18 protein-coding genes are annotated in these 17327 nt (G+C 53.3%); 6 read left to right on the plus strand and 12 right to left on the minus strand.

Annotated elements, in window-relative coordinates; all coding sequences use genetic code 11:
- Positions 1-2: 2 nt before the first annotated feature.
- The 4 genes from araH to K7B04_RS19990 form a co-directional block, all read right to left on the minus strand.
- A complete protein-coding gene (araH, locus tag K7B04_RS19975; RefSeq protein ID WP_163448974.1) occupies positions 3-983 on the minus strand; it encodes an L-arabinose ABC transporter permease AraH in 981 nt (326 codons plus the stop codon).
- Positions 984-997: 14 nt separating this feature from the next.
- Entirely contained in the window at positions 998-2512 is a 1515-nt protein-coding gene (gene araG / locus K7B04_RS19980) for an L-arabinose ABC transporter ATP-binding protein AraG (RefSeq protein ID WP_223802835.1), read from the minus strand.
- Positions 2513-2574: 62 nt separating this feature from the next.
- A complete protein-coding gene (locus K7B04_RS19985; RefSeq protein ID WP_223802836.1) occupies positions 2575-3555 on the minus strand; it encodes an arabinose ABC transporter substrate-binding protein in 981 nt (326 codons plus the stop codon).
- Between the two features lie 303 nt (positions 3556-3858).
- The gene (locus K7B04_RS19990) at positions 3859-4416 is read right to left on the minus strand and encodes a DJ-1/PfpI family protein (protein WP_167575549.1); all 558 of its coding nucleotides are present in this window, start codon (positions 4414-4416) and stop codon (positions 3859-3861) included.
- 632 nt (positions 4417-5048) lie between these two features.
- Between K7B04_RS19990 and K7B04_RS19995 the strand changes: the two genes are divergently transcribed.
- A complete protein-coding gene (locus K7B04_RS19995) occupies positions 5049-5552 on the plus strand; it encodes a non-heme ferritin-like protein (RefSeq protein ID WP_064544615.1) in 504 nt (167 codons plus the stop codon).
- A gap of 70 nt (positions 5553-5622) precedes the next feature.
- Here the strand turns inward: K7B04_RS19995 and K7B04_RS20000 are convergent, their stop codons facing one another.
- Together K7B04_RS20000 and azuC are read right to left on the minus strand one after the other, a co-directional pair.
- The gene (locus tag K7B04_RS20000; RefSeq protein ID WP_223802837.1) at positions 5623-5874 is read right to left on the minus strand and encodes a DUF2766 family protein; all 252 of its coding nucleotides are present in this window, start codon (positions 5872-5874) and stop codon (positions 5623-5625) included.
- Between the two features lie 81 nt (positions 5875-5955).
- Entirely contained in the window at positions 5956-6045 is a 90-nt protein-coding gene (gene azuC / locus K7B04_RS20005; RefSeq protein WP_015963980.1) for a stress response protein AzuC, read from the minus strand.
- A gap of 210 nt (positions 6046-6255) precedes the next feature.
- Between azuC and K7B04_RS20010 the strand changes: the two genes are divergently transcribed.
- Entirely contained in the window at positions 6256-7680 is a 1425-nt protein-coding gene (locus K7B04_RS20010) for an MFS transporter (protein WP_167575548.1), read from the plus strand.
- 63 nt (positions 7681-7743) lie between these two features.
- Here the strand turns inward: K7B04_RS20010 and K7B04_RS20015 are convergent, their stop codons facing one another.
- Positions 7744-8382 (minus strand): RpiB/LacA/LacB family sugar-phosphate isomerase, encoded by a 639-nt coding sequence (locus K7B04_RS20015; protein ID WP_065357827.1) that lies wholly within the window; start codon positions 8380-8382, stop codon positions 7744-7746.
- A 288-nt stretch (positions 8383-8670) separates the two neighbouring features.
- On the opposite strand from K7B04_RS20015, the gene K7B04_RS20020 reads away from it, so the two are divergent.
- From K7B04_RS20020 to ftnA, 3 genes are all read left to right on the plus strand, one after another.
- Positions 8671-10857, plus strand: coding sequence for an HD domain-containing phosphohydrolase (locus tag K7B04_RS20020; protein WP_223802838.1), 2187 nt, complete (start codon positions 8671-8673; stop codon positions 10855-10857).
- An 85-nt stretch (positions 10858-10942) separates the two neighbouring features.
- The gene (gene yecR, locus K7B04_RS20025) at positions 10943-11278 is read left to right on the plus strand and encodes a YecR family lipoprotein (RefSeq protein ID WP_163448980.1); all 336 of its coding nucleotides are present in this window, start codon (positions 10943-10945) and stop codon (positions 11276-11278) included.
- 190 nt (positions 11279-11468) lie between these two features.
- Positions 11469-11966, plus strand: coding sequence for a non-heme ferritin (gene ftnA / locus K7B04_RS20030; RefSeq protein WP_163448981.1), 498 nt, complete (start codon positions 11469-11471; stop codon positions 11964-11966).
- A 34-nt stretch (positions 11967-12000) separates the two neighbouring features.
- On the opposite strand, the gene K7B04_RS20035 is transcribed toward ftnA, so the two are convergent.
- Positions 12001-12240, minus strand: coding sequence for a YecH family metal-binding protein (locus K7B04_RS20035; RefSeq protein WP_223802839.1), 240 nt, complete (start codon positions 12238-12240; stop codon positions 12001-12003).
- A 196-nt stretch (positions 12241-12436) separates the two neighbouring features.
- Between K7B04_RS20035 and tyrP the strand changes: the two genes are divergently transcribed.
- Complete coding sequence (gene tyrP / locus K7B04_RS20040; RefSeq protein ID WP_223802840.1) at positions 12437-13648, plus strand: tyrosine transporter TyrP; 1212 nt, start codon at positions 12437-12439, stop codon at positions 13646-13648.
- Between the two features lie 38 nt (positions 13649-13686).
- Here the strand turns inward: tyrP and K7B04_RS20045 are convergent, their stop codons facing one another.
- The 4 genes from K7B04_RS20045 to livM all read right to left on the minus strand — a co-directional run bounded on the left by K7B04_RS20045 (position 13687) and on the right by livM (position 17318).
- Complete coding sequence (locus K7B04_RS20045; RefSeq protein WP_223802841.1) at positions 13687-14355, minus strand: YecA family protein; 669 nt, start codon at positions 14353-14355, stop codon at positions 13687-13689.
- 85 nt (positions 14356-14440) lie between these two features.
- A complete protein-coding gene (locus tag K7B04_RS20050) occupies positions 14441-15157 on the minus strand; it encodes an ABC transporter ATP-binding protein (protein WP_163448985.1) in 717 nt (238 codons plus the stop codon).
- On the minus strand, positions 15154-16032 hold the full coding sequence (locus K7B04_RS20055; protein WP_163448986.1) for an ATP-binding cassette domain-containing protein: 879 nt from the start codon (positions 16030-16032) through the stop codon (positions 15154-15156). The genes K7B04_RS20050 and K7B04_RS20055 overlap by 4 nt, the downstream gene beginning before the upstream one ends.
- On the minus strand, positions 16029-17318 hold the full coding sequence (gene livM, locus K7B04_RS20060) for a high-affinity branched-chain amino acid ABC transporter permease LivM (protein WP_163448987.1): 1290 nt from the start codon (positions 17316-17318) through the stop codon (positions 16029-16031). Before livM ends, K7B04_RS20055 begins: the two co-directional genes overlap by 4 nt.
- Positions 17319-17327: the final 9 nt, after the last annotated feature.

Consider the following 17327-nt stretch of genomic DNA (forward strand, 5'->3'; position numbering starts at 1 on the left):
CGCTACACGCTGCGTTTAGCTTTCTGTTTGTAACGGTCGAAGATCACCGCCGCCAGCAGAATCAACCCGCGCACCACATACTGCGAGAACGGAGAGATATTGAGCAGGTTCATCGCGTTCTCCACGGTGCCTAAAATCAGAATCCCGGCGACCACGTACGAGATCTTACCAATCCCGCCTTTCAGCGAGACGCCGCCCAACACGCAGGCGGAGATAACGATCAGCTCATAACCAATCGACGTCATTGGTTGTCCGCTGGTCATACGCGAGGCCAGAATGATCCCCGCAGCAGCGGACACCAGGCCGGAGAGCACAAAGATAATAATCTTGGTGCGTACCACCGGAACCCCCGCCAGCCGAGCGGCCTCTTCGTTGCCGCCAATCGCCAGCGTGTTACGGCCAAAGGTGGTTTTGTTGAGCAGCAGGCCGAAAATAATCAGGCAACCCACCGTCAGCCAGATAGGTGCCGGCAGGCCCAGCCAGTTGGCGTAGCCCAGGGTGAAGAAACGCTCGTCCTCAATCCCTACCGCCTTACCATCAGAGATGATATAGGCCAGCCCGCGCACGATCTGCATAGTGGCAAGCGTGGTGATCAGCGCGTTTATCTTAAGACGGGCAATCACAAAGCCGTTAACCAGCCCGCTTACCGCCCCGAGCAATAGTCCGGCAAATACGCCAATCCATAGATTTTCAGTGACGTTTATCACCACCGCGGTAGTGACGCCCGCACAGGCAATCACCGAGGCAACCGACAGATCAAAATCACCGGACGCCAGGCAGAACAGCATCCCGCAAGCCACCATTCCCGACATCGAAATGGCCAGCCCAAGCCCCTTCATATTGATAAAGGTGGCAAAGTTCGGAACAAAGATCGCACAGCAGATAAACAGCGCGGCGAAGACCACCAGCATTCCGTACTGATCCCAGATACGGCTAAAGCTCAGCGACGAGCGGCGGGCGCCAGGCGTAGTAACAGTTGACATCATAACCTCCTAACTCAGGCAACGGCCTGACTGACTTTTGGCATCGCCAGGCTTAACGCCTGTTGTTCATTGGCGCTCTCGTGCAGCAACTCGCCGGAGATCTCCCCTTCACGCATCACCACAATACGGTCGGCAACGCCCAGCACTTCCGGTAGGTCGCTGGAGGCAAACAGCACCGCGACGCCGGACGACGCCAGCGCATAAATCACGTTGTAGATTTCATGCTTTGCCCCTACGTCGATACCCCGGGTGGGCTCATCAAGCAGAATCACCTTCATGTCTTCTGACAGCCAACGCCCGAGAATCGCCTTTTGTTGATTTCCCCCGGAAAGGTTCATGATCAATTGCTGAGCGCCCGGCGTTTTGATATTAAGAGCCTGAATGTGATGGTCGGCGTTAGTGGCCTCCCAATCGTTGTTGATGAGACACCCCGCATGGATATGCTTGCGGCGGGCGCTAATATTGATATTGTCACGCACGGAATGGACCGGGATGATCCCCTCAGCTTTACGATCTTCGGGGCACAGCATCATCCCCGCGCGAATCGCCTGCGCCGGTTTGTCGATAGTGACTCGCTCACCGTCGATGAAAATCTCACCGCCGGTTATTTTCGTCCCGCCGAAGATCCCCTTCATTAGCTCGCTACGTCCGGCACCCACCAGGCCGAACAGACCCACGATTTCACCGCTGCGAACGGTCAGCGAAATCGGCGTGCGCACGCCCGGCGCTTTCACCTGCGATAGACGCAGACGCTCTTCACCGTACTGACGCGGCTGCCAGCCATAGATATCGCCAATGTCACGCCCCACCATCGCCTGCACCAGACGATCGTGGCTCACCTCCATCATATCGGCAAAGGTACAGACATAGCGGCCGTCTTTAAACACGGTGATGGCATCGCTCAGCGCGAAGATCTCTTCCATGCGGTGAGACACATAGATGATCACTCGCCCCTCTTTGCGCAGCTCACGGATGACCCGGAACAGGTTGTCTATCTCGCGCGCGGAAAGTGAACTGGTTGGTTCATCAAAAGCGATGACCTTGGCGTTACGCGCCAGCGCCTTGGCAATTTCGACCATCTGCCATTGGCCAATCGATAGATACTTCAGCGGCGTATCGGGATCGATGTCCAACCCCAGATGTTCAAGCTGGATACGCGCTTCATAGTTCAGCAGTTTGCGGTTAACAATACCGCCGCGACTCGGCAATTGGCCAAGATAGATATTTTCCGCCACGGTCATTTCCGGGACGAGATGCAGTTCCTGGTAAATAATCGCGATACCCGCGTTCAGCGCCGCAGTGGTATCAGCAAAAGAAATCTCTTCTCCGCGCAGCGCCAGCGTGCCGGACGTCGGGGCATAGTTACCGCTAAGAATTTTCAGCAGCGTCGACTTGCCCGCACCGTTCTCGCCCATCAGCGCATGTACCTGGCCGCTATAGCAATCAAAGCTAATATCGGACAGCGCCTTTACGCCGGGGAAAGTTTTGCTGATACCGCGGAAAGAGAGATAAGGGGTAGACTGTTGCATCGCAACCTCCACAATGACACGATCCTTCTCCTCCCGCCTGGCGGGAGGAGAACCAACAGGACTCAGAGGCCTTTTTTCGCCAGCTCTTCTTTGAAGTTGTCGCGGGTAATCAGCACGACATCCGTCACCGCAGTAAATTTCGGTGGTTCTGCGCCTTTCTCCACCCAGTTGTAGAGCAGCTCGCTGGTTTTGTAGCCGTGAATGTCCGGGCTCGGCAGCAGCGAGCCAAAGAAGCCGGTAGCCTGCGCTTTTGACAGTTCGTTCACCGCATCCACGCCGTTAATGCCGATACCGATGACGTTAGCCGCTTTGAATCCCTGACCTTCCGTTGCGCGTACGCCGCCGAGCACGGTGTTGTCGTTCATGCCAACAACCAGCCACTGCTTCACTTCCGGATGCTGTACTAACAGCGAGTTACCGGCATCGAACGCGCCGGGTATATCATTCGATTTGGTGGGCACCTGATAAATCTGCTTTTCCGGGAAACCGGCTGCCTTCAGCGCGTCCATAGAACCCGACGTACGGCGGCGCGCGGTATCCAGTTCGTTGGCGGTAATGGCCATCACGCCGGTGGTTTTCACGTCCCAGCCGCGTTTTTGCATCTCCTTATACAGCTCCTGCCCCTGGCGCGCGCCAATTTCGCTCGCCGCCATCATCACCAGCGGCACATCATCCATCGGTTTGCCTTTGGCGTTGACGAACTGATCATCGACGGTGATAACCTTCATGTCGTAGCCGCGCGCTTTCGCCACGATAGCGGGCCCTAATTTTGGATCTGGCGTACAAATAACAAAACCTTTGGCCCCACTGGCCGCCAGGCTATCAATAGCATTGAGGGTTTTCTCACCGTCCGGAACGGCAATTTTAATCACATCAAAACCAAGGTCTTTGCCGGCTTTATCGGCAAATTTCCATTCCGTCTGGAACCAGGGTTCTTCCGGTTGTTTTACTAAAAAACCAAGCTTTAAATTCTCGGCCATAGCCGATTGTGACATAACCGCCGCCAGCCCGATGGCCGCCAGCGCTTTCGTAAATTTGTGCATGGTTAACTCCAGCCTTAATGTTCTTTTATGTAGGGAAAATCAGACAAACCATTTAAATCGGACATAAAACAAAGTATTAGCTGCACAATTAACAGCGTTAACTATGTTGAAACATTAATAGCCAGGAATTAACCATTCAGAAGAGAGCGCCATCACACCCCTGAATTACAGTAAGGTGATGCATAGATTCAGCAGATAAGTACATATAAAAAACGCGAATTGTCAGACAATTCGCGCAGAGAGAATAGCTTATTTATCTATATCCTCAGCGAAGATATATCTTTCTCTGAGGTGGCCGATTAATTACCAGCGGTAATAAATATGATCGGCGTGGTCGCGCACCGGCGCTTCATCGCCCAGCAGACGTGCCGCGACGGTAAAGGCAAAGTCAAAGACATGACCGAATCCTTTACCGCTAATCAGATTGCCGTCTTCAACCACCGGCGCATCAACGTATTCCCCGTTTTTCACGTCCTGCCACAGATCACCGGAGCAGACATAGCGACGGCCTTTCAGCAGATCATTGCCGGCCAGCACGCGCGCAGCGGCTGAGCAGATTGGGCAGATCAGTTTGCCCGCGGCATCGTGGGCAGCCACAAAATTAATCACGTCTTTGTTCGCCGCCAGATTCACGCTCCCCTGCGGGCCACCCGGCAGGACGACAGCGTCGTACAGGGTATCAAGACGTTCTGCCAGCGTGGCGTCAGCCACCATCGGGATATCGTGATAACTCACCACCGCGCGTGACTCAGCGCACGACACCAGCTCAACACCAATATGCAGACGGCGCAGGATATCGATAGTGACAATCGCTTCCCCTTCTTCAAAACCCGGGGCCAGCAGTACAGCAACCTGTTTCATTTTAACTCCTGTAAATTAATATAAACGAATCCCTCCTGGTGACGAATGGGGAAGGATTTGGCGTACTCGTCATGACGCGAACATAATCCTCTTGCCGGCCATTATCAAAAATGATCTAAAACAAATTTGCCATCATTCTAATATTGGGGAGCCGACATATATCATGATATATAAATAAGAATTATTATTCGCGATGCACTATTGATAGCAAATAATGCGTAACGCGCCTATCTGAGCCATCGTTATCCGGTTGAAAATCAGAGTTAGATCACACTTCCTGATGTACGTAATGCAACATAGAATTCGTATGTTAACAAAGCCTTACGCAGAGTATACCGGAAAGTTACATTCTCTATAATTCATAGGGTTACGAAAATAATATTTTGCGAATTAAGATATTAGCAATATAGGTTGTAACGAAACGTAAAAAGCGGCTCATGAGAGTTTTCTTATACCAAAACTAAGAGTATTCTTTTTTCTGAACACAAGAGGAATTATATCTTTTGTTCATGGTTGAAGACTACGAGTAATATGTAGTTACACTCCAACGCGTAAATAGCGCATGGTTAGCGGCTATTAAGATACTATGCGGTATCACGCGTATCGTTCCTACCAGTAATAAGGATATTTGTATGGCAGTTCCAGGAATGGTTCAAAAGCTTAATGCTCAGATGAATCTCGAATTTTATGCATCTAATCATTATTTGCGTTTGAGCGAGTGGTGCTCAGAACATCGACTGAATGGTACCGCGACGTTTTTACGTTCACGGGCACAATCCAGCGTAACGCAAATGATGCGTGTGTTCGATTATATGAAAAAATCTGGCGCTTATCCGGTCGTGAAAGCTTTTGAAACCCAAGAAGATAAGTGCGCCACCCTCGAAGATCTTTTCCTGAAAACCATTGAAGATCACGCGCAGCGCAGCTCTACGCTGTCTGAGTTGACTGAACAGGCAAAAGTGCTTCATGACGATAACACCCTGAGTTTCCTCAACGCACTGGAAGAAGAGCAGGAACAGGATGGTATCTTGCTGAAGACCATTCTGGATGAAGTGCGCAGCGCGCGTAAAGCGGGCCTCTGCATCCAGCAAACGGACCAGCATCTGCTGAACATCGTTAACCAACAGCAGCATTAATTACGCAACAAGGGCGGCCATGGCCGCCCTTGTTCTTTCTGAACTTAGTCCTGAGGACGTCAATTCCGGATCAGTGCGTCGCATCCTGTGGCGTAAACTTCAGCTCAATCAGCGCAATCGCTTTCTGAATCGCCCGCAACGTTACCGGATCGGCCCCCGCCGGATGAGTGGTAAAGTCAATCGCTTTCAGCTGGGTAGCCATCTTTTCACGAATTTCAACTGGCGCGATAACATCGATAACGTCGAGGATCTGTTTGATAACGAGTTGGCAGGCGACAACGTCGGAAACCAGTTCATCGTTCGGGGTGAGGTTCTGAGACATTTTTTGCTCCTGTTTTGCGGAGCGTAATAGTAACCTACTTTTGCTGAAGATAAAAAAAACCTGCCGCAGCAGGTTTTTTTATCAGAACATAGCGCCTGGCGGTACGTCTTTGAAAGTCTTGCAATAGTTCTCGAACATGCTTTTGAGGATTTTACGCATGCGCTGTTTCATGTTGATGCTCCGGTTTTTGTTATGCAGGTGTTATTGTCTTTAGGTACATAATATGAGCACCATCACAAAAATCAACCATTTTGAGAGTTAAATCACATAATAATTATCATACATGTTAAATTTACAAAGAAATTGTTATGAAAATCTGTCACTTGCAGCATCTACAAAATCTATAAATTTTACGTATTAATTTGATAGGGTAACGCAACGATGAATGAGCCTCTCCAGGCCCAGGCGAGCCGTGGGGTATCCCCTGCAGCGCTGCTTGTGGCCGGTGCATTCTTTATGGAGTTCCTCGATGGGACGGTGATTGCCACCGCCCTGCCAGATATGGCGAAAACCTTTGGCGTGGAAGCCGTCGATCTTAATATCGGCATTAGCGCCTACCTGATCACGCTGGCCGTACTCATACCGGCCAGCGGCTGGATAGCGGACCGCTTCGGCGCGCGCACCATATTCAGCCTCGCGCTCGCCATTTTCACCGTCTCTTCCGTATTTTGCGGCCTCGCCACCAGCGCTCACGGTTTCGTGGCCATGCGTATTCTACAAGGCGTAGGCGGCGCGCTGATGGTTCCTGTCGGGCGGTTAGCCGTCCTTCGTACCACGCCAAAACACCTGCTCATCACCGCCATTGCCACGCTCACCTGGCCCGCGCTGATTGCGCCGATTATCGGGCCTCCGCTGGGTGGATTTATTACCAAAGTGGCCGACTGGCGCTGGATATTCTTCATTAATGTCCCGTTGGGCATTATCGCCATCCTGCTGGCGTTGCGGATTATCCCCAACATCCGCGACGATGAGCGGCGGCCATTCGATCTACCGGGTTTTCTCGCCACCTCGGTGTCAATGGTGAGCCTGGTCTACGCGATGGAACTGCTGGGCGCAGAGAAGATGCAGGGCGGCTTAATCATCACGCTACTGCTGCTTGGCAGCGCCACTTTTTACTATGCGCTGTCCCATTTCCGCCGCAGCCCGGCGCCGATGATCCGAATGGATGCGCTCAAGGTGCCCACTTTCCGCGTCACGATGTACGGCGGTTCATTGTTCCGCGCTTCCATCAGTGCCGTACCGTTCCTGCTTCCCCTACTCTTTCAGGTCGGTTTTGGTATGGATCCGTTCCACTCCGGCCTGTTGGTGCTGGCGGTGTTCGTGGGCAACCTGACGATTAAGCCGGCCACCACTCCGCTCATTCGCTGGCTGGGCTTCCGCCGCCTGCTGTTGATTAACGGTGCGCTGAACGTGCTGGCGCTGGTCGCCTGCGCCTTCCTGACACCGCAGACGCCGGTATGGGTGATTATGCTGGTACTGTACCTCGGCGGCGTGTTCCGCTCGATTCAATTTACCGGCGTCAGCACGCTGGCGTTTGCCGACGTACCCTCACCGCAAATGAGCTATGCCAACACGCTGTTCAGTACCGCCAGCCAGCTGGCGATTGGCCTGGGTATCACACTCGGGGCGATTGGGATTCGTATCGGTGAGAAACTCAGCGCCGTACTGGATCTCAGCGCGGTACCCGGTATCAGCTTCCGTCTGGCCTTTGTCTTTATCGCGCTGATTTGCCTGGTGGGGATGATAGATACCCTGCATCTGACGCGAGACGCGGGCAGCGCGGTGTCGAAGAAAGCCAAAGCCTGAGTTCACGGCATAAAAAAACCCACGCCAGAGCGTGGGTTTTTATTAGAAAGGAGAACGTCTGACTTACGCCAGGATCTCGCGAACAAAGGCTTCGATTTCTTTGTTCTGGCAGTTTTCAAAGAAGCATTCCTGGAAACGCTGACCGGAGACGGCAGTTTTCACCAGCGCCGGGTCGATAGCGCGCAGAGTATCCAGATAGTTCTCTTTCACCACCGCCGCTTTAACCTGGTTCAGGATACCGGCGTTACGAACCTGAGGTTCTTTACGCTCTGGCGGGTAGCCTTCACCGTTACGACCGGTGAACGCTTTTTCAAACATATAGCGAACGTTCAGTTCCGCACCCCAGCCAAAACCTTTGGCGAAGGCCAGAGACAGCGCGTTACCGTTGTTGATCTGGGCAAACAGGAAGGCGTCTGCTGGATCCAGGCAGTAGCCACAAACAACGCCCGGGTGGATGTTCAGGGACATCAGCGCACCCTGACCGGTACCACAGCCAGTGACGACGAAATCTACCGCTTTAGAGTTCAACAGGATGCTGGCCATGATACCCAGGTGAATGTAGGTCAGGTGATGATCGTTTTCATCGCTCATGCCCACGTTGTAGACCGGGAAGCCTTTTTCATCGGCAACGGCTTTTAACTCATGATGAATAGTCGCGTTCTTGCTGGCCTGGCTGTTTTCCATCATCAGTGCAATTTTCATTCTTTCCTCTCCTGAAAGCTACGCGGGATTTCCCGCAGTCGTTCGATTACGTTACAGTAACCTTACTACCAGACAAACGCACTTTCAAATTTTATGAAAAATGGTTTTACTTTTTACTGAGGCGGTCACACTTTTGGCCTATGCCGGATAGATAAATCATTACATAAACCATTATTTTTTTACTGTTACCAGGCCACACGGTGGTCTAAACTGACTTAAGGGCAATAATGGGCCCACAAAATATACGCTATTAAATGGATAAAATAGTCTTCGCAAAGGAACTGACTTGTGACACAGAACTGCCGATCTCTTCGACGCGGGCTGGGTCTCCTTGTTCTACTGACCCTGTTGCTCGTTTGCACGACTCGCGCTCTTGCCGTACCGCCACAAAAAGTCAAAACGGCTTCCACCGTCCCTGTCTGGATACTCGATGCCGATAATTTTGAATTCTGGCGCGACGACCACGGACAGTTTCGCGGGTTCTATCCCGAACTGCTGCACGCCATCAATTCACGCTACGGCTATAATCTGACCCTGCAGCCCATTGACGGCACCACGTTCGAACAGCGCTTCAGCCATCATGACTACGGGCTCTACGCCAGCGTGCTGCAAACCCGTGAACATCTGAAGAATACAATCCTTTCCTTACGCCTGCTCGAAAACACCATCGTTACCGCCAGCATCACTCGACAAGCCAAGACCGTACAAGACCTAAACGACACAAGAGTCATTTTCCGCCGGCACGATCCGACCCAGACGATCGTCAAGCAAGCTTATCCCTCCCTGACATTTCAACAGATCATCGAGGTCGACAGCAGTAAAGAGGCCTTGCAAATTCTGCGCAGCGGCGGTGCCGATTTCTATATCAATGAAGACAGAGAAATCGGCAGCCCACAGTACTACTACACCATTTCTCGTCCATTTGATTCACTGCGTATCACCGCCTCATTCGGGATAAGCCCGGAACTCATTTCACTACGCAACAACATCAATCAGTTGATTAACGAGTGGCAGCAAAACGGCAAGCTTCAGGCGCTGGAAGAGCAAAGCCAGATAGAGTTTCTCCGCCATAACCTCATCATCACCCCCGAAGAGCGCAACTGGTTACAGGAAAATCGTCTGACGCTGTGGCTGCCGAAGAATGAGAACTTCTCTCCCATTATCTGGAAAGACAATCAGGGATATCACGGCAGCGCCATCAGCATGGTTAACGATCTTCGCGATCTGCTTAATATCAACGTTGACGTTCAATTCGTTGATAATTATTTGATTCGCATGAAGAACGAAGAGTGGCCACTGCGGCTTGCCGATATTATTGATGTCCGCGACGGCGCACAGCTGGAAGGCCTGGTTGGCCCGCTGCTGAACTGGTACAACGCCTATTACAATAAGGTCGGTCAGCCGTTTATTCTTGATGAAGAACAGGTGCGCTATCAGCGGATTGGCGTGATACGCGGTTCGTTTGCCGCATACTATCTGCGCCAGCGGTTTGGTACCGACGTGACGTTGGTCGCCCGCGCCACCATCGACGAACTGCTGGATACCATCGATAACAACCAAATCGACTTTATTCTTGGTGATTTAAGCTCGCTGGAGCAAGCGCTTCGCGGCAGCGATCTGTTCCGCGGCGCGCTGAAAGTTGCCGGGCTGACCCATTCCAGCTATCAGATAGGGACCTGGGTGAACATCGATCACCCTCTGCACGCGCTGCTGGCTCAGGTTCATCTCATCTCCAGCTATCGTCACCAGCTCACGCCTCCCACCAGCGTCGCGGCCTCCACGTCGCTAAGTAAAAATACATTACAAATTATTAGCGCCGGGCTGCTGGCCGCGCTGATCTTTATCCTGAGTATGATGCTGATGATGTGGCGGCATATGAACCAGAACCGGGCGATTAACCGCAGCATTGTCGAGGCGATGGAAAAGATTAATCACGTCCACGATGATGAGACCGGTTGCCATATCCGTCGCGTTTCAGCTTATTGCAGCCTGTTGGCCCGCGCGATGAAGCTGCCCCAGCGCCAGATTCGCGACATTGAAAATTTCGCTTCGCTGCATGATATTGGCAAAATTGCCGTTCCCGAGATGATTCTGCGTAAGCAGGGCAAACTCACCGAGGACGAGTTTAAGCAAATTCAGCAGCACTCAGTGAAAGGCTGGCGTATCGTCCAGGGGCTGGTGCTCGGCTCTGTGGCGGAAAACCTGATCCATTATCATCATGAAAAATGGGACGGCAGCGGCTATCCGGATGGATTAGCCGGTGAAGCCATCCCGCTGGAGGCACGCATTCTGGCAATCGCCGATGTTTACGATGCCCTGCGGCAAAAACGAGTCTACAAGCCCAGCTTCTCCCATGAACGTGCCTACGAAATTATCGTCAGCAGTTCCGGCAGCCATTTTGATCCGACGCTGGTCAAACTGTTTTGCCAGTTGCATCTGCAGTTTCAGGCCATTTATGAGTCACAAGCGGATTAACCCCTGAATCTGGCGACTATTCAAGGGATTGGCCACCGAGGGGGCGGCTACAATAAGATTACGACAGATTGCGCAGAGCGACTTGATGAAAAGCCTCCTACTTATCCCTGCCCTGCTGGCACTTTCCGCGTGCTCGGTTCCCCGCACGGCAAGCGTCAGCGAAGTTGATGCGACCAGCGGTATCGTTCGCCTGACCTACGGGCAGGCGGTACTGCAAAACGCCCGCACCGACAGTTACCTGGCCCAGTCCGAGGCCAATAAGGCCTGCCAGCAAATGGGCTACGCCACCGCATTTTCCTATGGTCAGCCCATTTCCACCTGCTCCACCATTAGCGGCTCACTGTGCCTCAACGAATATATCACCCTGCAATACCAGTGCCGGGGTGTCGCCAATATTCCTGCTACCAGCGCCTGGTATTAGTTCACTCGCCGGTGAATTCCGGCGTTATTATTTCCCTCTTGATATCTATTGTTATATTTCTGCCAATGAGTTTTATTCACATTCGCATTATTATATAAATCATTTTATATTTACCTTTTGCAAATAAATAAATAACAATTTATAGTTCCGATGTAATTAACTATTAACGTATTTTTTCAGGAGCGACACCATGCTGAAAGCGCCAATGATCGAGAAATTAAATGAACAGATGAATCTCGAACTTTATTCTTCGCTGCTGTATCAACAAATGAGCGCCTGGTGCAGCTACAACAGCTTTGAAGGCGCCGCCGCCTTTTTACGCCGCCACGCGCAGGAAGAGATGACGCATATGCAGCGCCTGTTCGATTATCTGACCGACACCGGCAGCCTGCCGCGCATCAACACCGTCTCTTCACCTTTTGCCGAGTACGCCTCACTGGACGAACTGTTCCGCGTGACCTACGAACACGAGCAGTTGATTACCAGCAAAATTAATGAACTGGCGCACGCCGCCATGTCCAACCAGGATTATCCGACCTTTAATTTCCTGCAATGGTATGTCGCTGAACAGCACGAAGAAGAGAAATTGTTTAAATCCGTTATCGATAAACTGACGCTGGCGGGTAAAAGCGGTGAAGGGCTGTACTTTATTGATAAAGAGCTGGCTACGCTCGATACCCAGAATTAATCTTCGTGCAGCGGCGTCAATACGCCGCTGCCGATTAATGCTGGCAAATCTTACTTTCCTCGGTCGTAAAACCCGATTCCAGCGGTATAAATTTCCCTTTATTACGTAGAAAAGCCACCAACTCGCCCGCCGTCATATTCTCCGCTGAACAGGTATGAAAACGCGCCTGCTCGCCGAAACGCGCATGAATAGCCGCCTCCAGGCTTTCAACACTGTACTGTTCGCCGGATGCAATCATCATATTCAGTACTTCGTGACCGTGAATAGAATCCATTATTTCTCCCCTTAAAAAACGCCACCATAAACTGCATTTGTATTGCATGTTTTGCGCTAGCGCAGCTTTCTGTAGCCTTATTAAAACCGTAAACATAAGTATACAGCAGCTGTAATTCAGATTTGACGAAAGCAGCGGATTCACATACTCTGCGCGACATCTTTCGTTGTGAATACGTTGTGAAGTAGAGGAAAGCGTGAAGAACCGTACTCTGGGGAGTATTTTAATCGTCGCCGGCACCACCATCGGCGCAGGAATGTTGGCAATGCCGCTCGCCTCGGCGGGCGTCGGCTTTGGCGTCACGCTGGTGCTGCTGGTCGGCCTGTGGGCATTAATGTGCTACACCGCCCTGCTGTTGCTGGAAGTATATCAACACGTTCCCGCCGACACCGGGCTGGGCTCTCTGGCGCTACGCTACCTGGGACGCCGTGGGCAATGGGTCACCGGCTTTAGCATGATGTTCCTGATGTACGCCCTCACGGCGGCCTATATCAGCGGCGCGGGCGAACTACTGGCATCAAGCCTCAGTCAGTGGTTTAATATGGATATGCCGCCTGCGCTGGGCGTTCTGCTGTTTACCGCGATTGGCGGCATGGTCATCTGTGTGGGCACCTCGCTGGTCGATCTGTTTAACCGCTTCCTGTTCAGCGCCAAAATCATCTTTCTGATCGTCATGCTGGCGCTGCTGCTGCCACATATTCACAAAATAAACCTGATGACGCTACCGCTTGCCCAGGGGCTGGCCCTGTCGGCCATTCCGGTTATCTTTACTTCGTTTGGCTTCCACGGCAGCGTACCGAGTATCGTCAGCTACATGAACGGCGACGTGCGCAAACTGCGCGGTATTTTTATCATTGGTAGCGCCATCCCGCTGGTCGCCTATCTGTTCTGGCAGTTGGCGACCCTTGGCAGCATCGACTCACCGGTGTTTAGCGCGCTCATGTCTCAGCACGCGGGCCTGAATGGCCTGTTAATGGCGATTCGCGAAGTGGTCGCCTCGCCGCACGTTGAACTGGCCGTTCACCTGTTTGCCGACCTGGCGCTGGCGACCTCTTTCCTTGGCGTCGCACTGGGGCTATTCGACTATCTGGCGGACCTGTTCCAGCGCAAAAACACCGTCCGCGGCCGTCTGCAGACCGGCGGTATCACCTTCCTGCCACCGCTGGCCTTCGCGCTGTTCTACCCACGCGGTTTTGTTATGGCGCTGGGTTATGCGGGCGTGGCTCTGGCGGTACTGGCGCTGATTATTCCTTCCTTGCTGACGCTGCAAAGCCGCAAACATCACCCTCAGGGCGGCTATCGCGTCGCCGGAGGAAAACCGATGCTGTGGCTGGTTTTCGCCTGCGGGATCGCGGTGATTGTCATTCAGGCAGGGATCGCGACCGGGCTGTTACCGTCGGTGGGGTAAGTTTCGTGGTAGAAGAAAGGGGCCAATCGGCCCCTTTTTTATTTCGCTAAACAGCACTGCTTGTATTTTTTTCCGCTGCCGCACGGACAGGGGTCGTTACGTCCCACCTTCTGTTCGTTTTTAATCGGCTGCTTAACTGGCGCTTCTTTAGGATTGTCCATCCAATAATCAAACAGACTCAACGCCGCAGGGCGAATGTTATCAATGCTATCGAAGTACTGCTCAGCCGTGAAAGCCTCCAATGCAGCGCTTTTCTCTTCATCGCCGTGCAGCGTAATGCTGTCAAACGCCGCTTGCTGCTCTGCCGGCAGACCGGACCAGTCGGTCAGGCGCGCGCCGCGCAGATAGCCATAGCACCACTCTTCCACGATGGTCAGCTCCTGACCTTCTTCTTCGCGGGTACCAAACAGCGGCTCAAACTGGTCCGGGTAGTCGTTCAGGCGATCGGCGATATCACTCATATGTTGCAGCGTGAGATTCACAAAACGGTCACGCTCGCGGTCAGTCGCCCAGTGCGGCACATGGTCTGCCCCGCCCCATACGGCAAACATCCACTCAGCGGGTTCAATCTCCAGCGGTGAGGAGAGGATGGCGGTCAGCATACCGTCCAGTTCGGAGACGTCGATAATTGACGCGTCAGAGGCATACTTCGCAATGGTCTCGTCCAGCCATTCCAGCTCGCTTTCGGTTAAAGGTCCCGTTTTCATACTCAATCTCTGTCGTTGTTGATGAGGTCATTCAGTTCAGGCGCAATGATGCAGGAGTTTAGCATTGAACTCCAGCAATGCTTTGCTACGCGCCGCCCAGATAGGCCTTACGTACCTCCTGATTGCCCAACAGTTCCTCGCCGCTGCCGCTAAGACGAATTTGCCCGTTAACCATCACGTATCCCCGGTCAGACAGCTTCAGCGCGTGGTGGGCGTTCTGTTCCACCAGGAAAATCGTCATCCCGTCGCGGGCCAGTTCACGCAGCGTATGGAAAATTTGCTTCACCACAATCGGCGCCAGCCCGAGGCTGGGCTCATCAAGCAGCAGCAGTTTCGGTCGGCTCATCAGCGCGCGGGCAATCGCCAGCATCTGCTGCTCACCGCCGGACATGGTCATCGCCCGCTGCTTGCGCCGCTCTTTGAGACGAGGGAACAGATCGAACATGCTTTGCAGATCCTGAGCGGCATGCTGATTACCAATTGGTATCGTGCCCATCAGTAAATTTTCTTCCACGGTCATATCAGGGAAAATGCGCCGCCCCTCCGGGGCCTGAGCGATCCCCGCCGAGGCGACATAATGGGTGGTGCGATGGCTGATATCGTCGCCGCAGAAGAGAATTTGCCCGCTACGCACGCGCGGCTGGCCGAAAATGGACATCAACAACGTCGATTTCCCCGCGCCGTTGGCGCCAATCAGCGAGACGGTTTCGCCTTTATTGACCTGCAGCGAAACCTGCTTTAATGCCTGGATAACGCCGTAAAAGACATCGACCTCACGAAACTCCAGCATCGGTTCGCTCATAGGCTGACCTCGTCTTCGCTGGTGCCGAGATAGGCGGCAATGACTTTCTCATCGTGCTGAATTTGCTCCGCCTTGCCCTGGGCAATGACATCGCCGTGGTCCAGCACGATAATATCGTCCGAAATGTCCATCACCATCCCCATATCATGTTCAATCAGCAGCACGGTTATGCCGTGATGCTCGCGCAAGAAACGAATAATTTTGCTCAGCGCCCGGGTTTCCACGGGGTTCAGCCCGGCGGCGGGTTCATCAAGGCAAATCATCTCCGGGCCGGTGCACATGGCGCGGGCAATCTCCAGACGGCGCTGCTGGCCGTAAGACATCTCGCCCGCCAGCCGGTTAGCGCAGTCAACCAGATCCACCACCTCAAGCCAGTAAAAAGCGCGATCCAGCGCGGCGCTCTCTGCCCGACGGTAAGCTGGCGTATTGAGGATCCCGGCGACCAGGTTGCGGTTGACCTGCATATGCTGTGCAACCAGCAGATTCTCCACCACCGACATCTCACGGAAAAGACGGATATTTTGAAACGTCCGCGCCAACCCGGCCCGGTTGACGAGGTGGGTTCCACCAAACATTTTGTAAAAAATCCGCTGCCCGAGGTGCGCCGGATTCACCCAGTCACCCGGCTGAAACTTCTGCCCAAGGATCTGGATGACGTTAGTGGTTTTCCCGCGCGTGTTGAACAGGATTTTGCCGCCGGAGGCCTTGTAGAAACCAGTCAGGCAGTTGAACACCGTGGTTTTTCCCGCGCCGTTTGGGCCGATCAGCGCGGTAATCGAGCCACGCTGTACCTCCAGATTAACGTCGTTCAGCGCCTTAATACCGCCAAAATGCATCATCAGATGCTCAACGCTTAAAATCACATCCTGGCTCATGGCGCCACTCCTTTACGCACCGCAAATCCGCTGCGATTAATGCGAATCAGCCCCCGGGGACGCCAGATCATCATCACCACCATCAATACGCCAAACAGCAGTACGCGATACTCGGCAAAGCTGCGCAGCAGTTCGGGGGTGACGGTCAGCACAAACGCCGCCAGTACCACGCCAATGGTTGACCCCATTCCACCCAGCACCACGATGGCAAGGATCAGCGCCGACTCAAAGAAGGTAAATGACGTTGGGTTGACGAAGCCCTGATAGGTGGCGAAAAACACGCCGGCAATCCCGGCGGTCGACGCGCCGAGCGTAAAAGCCGACAGCTTCACCAGCACGTGATTCAGGCCCATTGAACGGCAGGCGATTTCATCTTCACGTAGCGCCTCCCACGCGCGGCCAATCGGCATACGCGTCAGACGATGCTTGATATACAGCACCAGCAGTACCACCAGCACCAGAACCGCGTAGATAAAAATAAACTTCAGGTTAGGGTTATAGGTGAGATGGAAAAACTCGTGAAATGGCACACCGCCCTCTTTCGCTCGTCGTCCAAATTCGAGGCCGAAGAAGGTCGGCGGCGGCGCAGAAATACCGTTCGGGCCGCCGGTGAAACTGAGCCAGTTATTGAGAATCAGACGGATGATTTCACCGAAACCGAGGGTCACAATGGCCAGATAGTCGCCGTGCATGCGCAGCACCGGAAAGCCGAGCAGCGCGCCCGCCGCCGCGGCCATCAGCGCCGCCAGCGGCAGCATTGACCAGAATCCTAACCCCAGATACTGATAACCCAACGCCAGCCCGTAGGCGCCAATGGCATAAAACGCCACGTAGCCCAGATCCAACAGCCCGGCCAGACCGACCACAATGTTCAGCCCCAGCCCCAGCAGCACGTAAATCAGGCCGAGGATCGCCACGGTCAGCACGTATTTGGTGGCGACGAACGGGAAGCAAACCGCTAACGCCACGACCAGCGGGATTATCCAGCGCATCCGGCTTTTATAGTCCGGGGCGCGGACATAGACGCCAGCGTTATCGCTTTCAAAACGAGAGGTAAAGCGTCGACCAATGGCGGTGGTGGCCATTGCGCTAAGCGCAAAACGCCCTATCATTACCGCGGCGATAATCCAGATTAGACGTTGGCCTTCAAAGTTAAAGCTGTAGCCGTCGAGCACTACCCCGACAATGGGGCCAAAGATAATCAGCGCCACCAGGCCGGAAAAAATCGCGTCAAGAATGCAGCGTTTGAGGGAAAAGACCTCGTGTGAAGCCGTTGAATGCGTCATTGTCAGCTC

This window comes from Kluyvera sp. CRP (assembly GCF_019930565.1).
In the GTDB taxonomy this organism is placed as follows: Bacteria; Pseudomonadota; Gammaproteobacteria; order Enterobacterales; family Enterobacteriaceae; genus Kluyvera; species Kluyvera georgiana_A.